This is a genomic window from Mesorhizobium sp. M0664, assembly GCF_040320565.1.
Lineage (GTDB): Bacteria > Pseudomonadota > Alphaproteobacteria > Rhizobiales > Rhizobiaceae > Mesorhizobium.
Genome location: NZ_JAMYPW010000095.1, coordinates 1 through 4182, shown reverse-complemented (window position 1 = coordinate 4182; position 4182 = coordinate 1). Strand labels below are relative to the sequence as shown.

General features: G+C 61.8%; 4 protein-coding genes. All 4 read left to right on the top strand.

Features of this window, described 5'->3' with window-relative positions; genetic code table 11:
• Positions 1 to 84 precede the first annotated feature (84 nt).
• Positions 85 to 417, top strand: a complete 333-nt coding sequence (locus NKI39_RS33990) for a DUF2270 domain-containing protein (RefSeq protein ID WP_352837500.1) — start codon at positions 85 to 87, stop codon at positions 415 to 417.
• Positions 418 to 607: 190 nt separating this feature from the next.
• Positions 608 to 2830, top strand: coding sequence for a cation:proton antiporter domain-containing protein (locus tag NKI39_RS33985; protein ID WP_502898654.1), 2223 nt, complete (start codon positions 608 to 610; stop codon positions 2828 to 2830).
• Between the two features lie 378 nt (positions 2831 to 3208).
• Positions 3209 to 3442, top strand: a complete 234-nt coding sequence (locus tag NKI39_RS33980; RefSeq protein ID WP_352472617.1) for a DUF680 domain-containing protein — start codon at positions 3209 to 3211, stop codon at positions 3440 to 3442.
• 276 nt (positions 3443 to 3718) lie between these two features.
• Positions 3719 to 3991, top strand: a complete 273-nt coding sequence (locus tag NKI39_RS33975; RefSeq protein ID WP_352472618.1) for a DUF680 domain-containing protein — start codon at positions 3719 to 3721, stop codon at positions 3989 to 3991.
• Positions 3992 to 4182 lie beyond the last annotated feature (191 nt).

Here is a 4182-nt window from a genome sequence, read left to right as displayed (position 1 = left end):
ACCACGTTTTATCATCAGCTCGAAGCGCAGCACCTTGATGGCATCTCCGCCAAAAGATGAGGCTCAAGCCGAATACCCCATCTGTTGATCGTCGGCGAGAGCCTGCGCGCGCCGAAATTCCTGATTTCGCAACGCATGGCTTTGGCGCGCCGCCTGCGTCGCAATTACATCTACATGCTGCTGATCCTGCTGCTGGCCTGGATCCTCAAACTGTCGACCCCCGGTCTTCTGACCGAAGGTGTCCGCATCGGCTTCGTCGGGTCGATGCGTGAGGCCGTCGCCAGTGCTGCCTTGGGTTCAATTCCGGGCGCCGTCATCGTCGTGCTGGTCGCCGTCCTCTATGCGGGCCTGCTGGTGACAGCATTTCTGACAGAGAGCGACGACGGCGAACTCTCCTTCGGTGACGTCCACGTCTAGCAACGCAACGCCCTGTCTAGCAACGCAACGCCCTGTCGCGCGTTGTTGGACACGTGCATTGGGCGATGGGGGTTTCATGGCTTGGCAGGCTCCGACACGTTCCAGCCTGGCGCTGCTGGTTTGCGCTTTCGTCCCCGCGGGGGCGGCCTGGGCAGCGCAGACGCTCGTTGCCGGTACCCGGGCCTCCGGCATGGGTGGTTCGGGCGAAGGCGCTTTCGTCGCCGAGATCGTGCTTCTGCTGCTTGTCGGGCGCGGCTTGGGCGAAGTGCTGCAGCGTTATGGCCAGCCGGCAATCATGGGCCAACTGATCGGCGGCATCCTGCTCGGTCCTTCGCTGTTCGGCTGGCTGTGGCCGTCGGCCCAGCACCTGATCTTTCCCAGTGATCCTGCGCAAAAGGGCATGATCGACGCCGTCTCGCAGCTCGGCATCCTGATGCTGCTTTTGCTGACCGGCATGGAGACGGACCTGCGGCTGGTGCGCCGGGTTGGCGCGGCCTGTTTTTCCATTTCGGCTACCGGCGTCGTGGTGCCCTTCATCTTCGGTTTTGCGCTGGCGCAGTTCCTGCCGGACGCATTGCTGGCTGACCCCACGCAGCGCACCGTCGCCGGGCTGTTCCTGGGCACGGCGCTGTCGATCTCGTCGGTCAAGGTCGTCGCCATGGTGGTGCGCGAGATGAACTTCATGCGCCGCAACCTCGGACAGGTGATTATTTCCTCGGCGATCATCGAGGACACGATCGGCTGGCTGGTCATCGCCGTAACCTTCGGCATCGCCACCAATGGCAAGCTACAGTTCGCGCCGCTGGTGACCACCATCGCCGCGGTGGCACTGTTCATGGTGTTCTCCTTCACCATTGGCCGCCGTCTTGTCTTCACCTTGATCCGCTGGACCAACGATCAATTCCGCAGCGAGTTTGCGGTGATCACCATGATCCTCATCATCATGGGAGCGATGGCGCTGATCACTAATCTGATAGGCGTCCATACCGTGCTGGGGGCGTTCGTCGCCGGCATCCTGGTCGGGGAATCGCCCATCCTCTCCAGCCATATCGAAGGTCAGCTTCGCGGCGTCATCACCGCGCTGTTCATGCCGATCTTCTTCGGCATGGCGGGGCTTTCCGCCGATCTCACAGTGCTCGCCGATCCAACCCTTGCCATGCTGACGGGCGCTCTCGTGATCATCGCCAGCATCGGCAAGTGTGGCGGCGCGTTCATCGGCGCCAAGCTCGCCGCCATGTCGCTCAAGGAAGCAATCGCCGTCGGCAGTGCCATGAACGCACGCGGCTCGACCGAGGTGATCGTCGCCAGCATCGGCCTGTCGATGAACATCCTGTCGCACAATCTCTTCACCATGATCGTCACCATGGCCGTGATCACCACCTTGGCCATGCCGCCGATGCTGCGCTGGGCGCTCGGCCGGCTGCCGGTTGGGCACGACGAGCAGCAGCGTGTCGAGCGCGAGGCGTTGGACGAATACGGCTTCATTTCCAGGCTGGAGAGGCTGCTGGTGCTGGTCGACGACAGCAGGATCGGCAAGTTCACCGCATATCTCGCCGGACTGGTCGGCGGAGGCAGCGGCATGCCCACCACCTTGCTTCGCCTGCCCACCACCTTGCTTCAGCCGAAAGACGGCCGAGTTGACAGGCCGACCGACAGCAAGGGACAGGAGCGCGCCCTCCAGGAAATCAAAAAGGGTGCAAAAAAGAGCGCTCAGGCGGTGAAACGGATCGAAGATACGCTTGTCGACAAAGTCCATCTGACGGCCCGCACCGAATTGGATGCCACGGGTGAGACGATTGCCGAAGAGGCCCGCAAGGGATACGGCCTGTTGCTGGTCGGCATGGACAATGTGCTGACCGCCGATGGCGCCTTCGCGCCGGCCCTCAACGACATTGCCGCAGGATTTGACGGCCCGCTTTGCCTGGTCCTGAACGGCGGCAATGCTGGCGAAAAGATGCCGACGCTGAGGGCCGGCACCAGTATTCTCGTCCCCGTCAACGGTACCCAGGTGGCGCGTCGCGCCGCCGACTTGGCGCTGGCGCTGGCCCGTCCAAACCGGGCGCGGATCAAGGTTCTCTACGTCTCGCAAAAGGCAGCCAAGGGCCGCAGGTCGACATCGGTGTCGCATAGCCGCGAAGAGGCCGTCCTGAAAGACATCGCTGATCTGGCGGGCCGCTACGGCCTGCATATCGACACAGCGTTCCATACCCGCGTCACACCCGACAAGGCGATCACCCGGGAGGCGGCCAAAGGAGCGGCGATCGTCGTGATGGGCGTCACCCAACGTCCGGGTGAGGACCTGTTCTTCGGTGAAACCGCCGGCGCTGTTTTAGCCGCCTGCAACTGCCCGGTCGTGCTTCTGGCCAGCGCGCGGCCCAAGCACGACGCCGCTGGCGCTGAGCTGGCAGCGTGAATTTCACCGCGCATTGATCGGTCGGCAGGAATGTCGATCGAGCCTCTGAAAGCGCTGATCAGCCAAGCGTAAAAGAACTCGAACCGAACGGCTCGGTTCCGTTAGCAGAGAGTACAGGAAAGGGTGAACGCCGGCTCAAAGAATGTTCGCGCGGCAAATCACCACTGACCGCATAACTAATTGAAAAGAAATCAGAAGATTGTGGCAGAAGGGACCTTATGCCGGATTTTCAAGCGGCCAATTTGGCGCACCCGTACAAAATTTTCGTGATTGGAAACGACAGGCTTGCCGACCCATCTCGGGGTGGTCCGAGCGACGCGAATTCCTCCCGAGGCACGCCACTTGACGGACAGACCAAAGAACTACCGGAGTACCGAAATGACCAAGCTCGCTCTTACCGCCGCCGCCATCCTCGTTGCCACCGGCACTGCTTTTGCCGGCAGCGACCATTATGGCTCGGACAACGTCAACCAGCCGGCCGCTGCTGCTGCCAACGTCGACAACACCTTCACCGGTTCGATCCGCAAGCCAGTTACTTCCGAGCATACCGGTGCCAAGACAACCTCCGAGTCGGTGGCGCCTGAATCCGGCCAAGGCATCTGGGGCCGCTGATTATCACGGCCCGCAACACAAAGAGCGGCGGGCTTGGCCCGCTACTCTTGCTGTCGCGTATCAACGGGCGTGTGCGCCGAATAGCATCCTGCGCCAATCGAATACTTTGATTTGCAGGTTTCATCTGTAGCCACAATCTCGGTTGCTGAAATCGTCCAGCAACGTGCACATCGGAAAAAGCCGGGTGCGTATTCGTCGGCGCGGACAGCGCTCTCATCTCGAATGCGTCGAAAGCAATGACAACTCACGAATGACCAGTACATTGGAGTACGTGAAATGACCAAGACTGCTCTTACCGTCGCCACTATCGTCCTCGTCGCCACGGGCAGCGCCTTTGCAGGCAGTGATCACTATGGTTCGGACGGCGTCAACCAGCCGGCCGCGCCTGTTGGCAACGCGCCTGTCGGCACCATCGACAGCGGGTTTACCGGTTCCATCCGCAAGCCGCTGACGGCCGAGCACAACGCCGTCGACACCGAGGCGACGACCCGGTTCGGCACGGATCAACCCGTAGTGCCCCAATCTGGCCGGGGCAACTGGGGCCGTTAGTTCCTTAACCGGGAGCACAAAGAGCCGCGGGCCGGGCCCGCCGCTTTTGTTTGCGCGAAGCCGGGTTTGGTCGAAAGGTCGGCGATCCCCCGGCCTGTCAGGCAGTCGCTAGAGTCTTTCACGTTTTGACGGAAGCGTATCCGGCGTTTGCGAAGTAGTTCTTGCATTCGCCGGGTTCGATCGTCGCAACG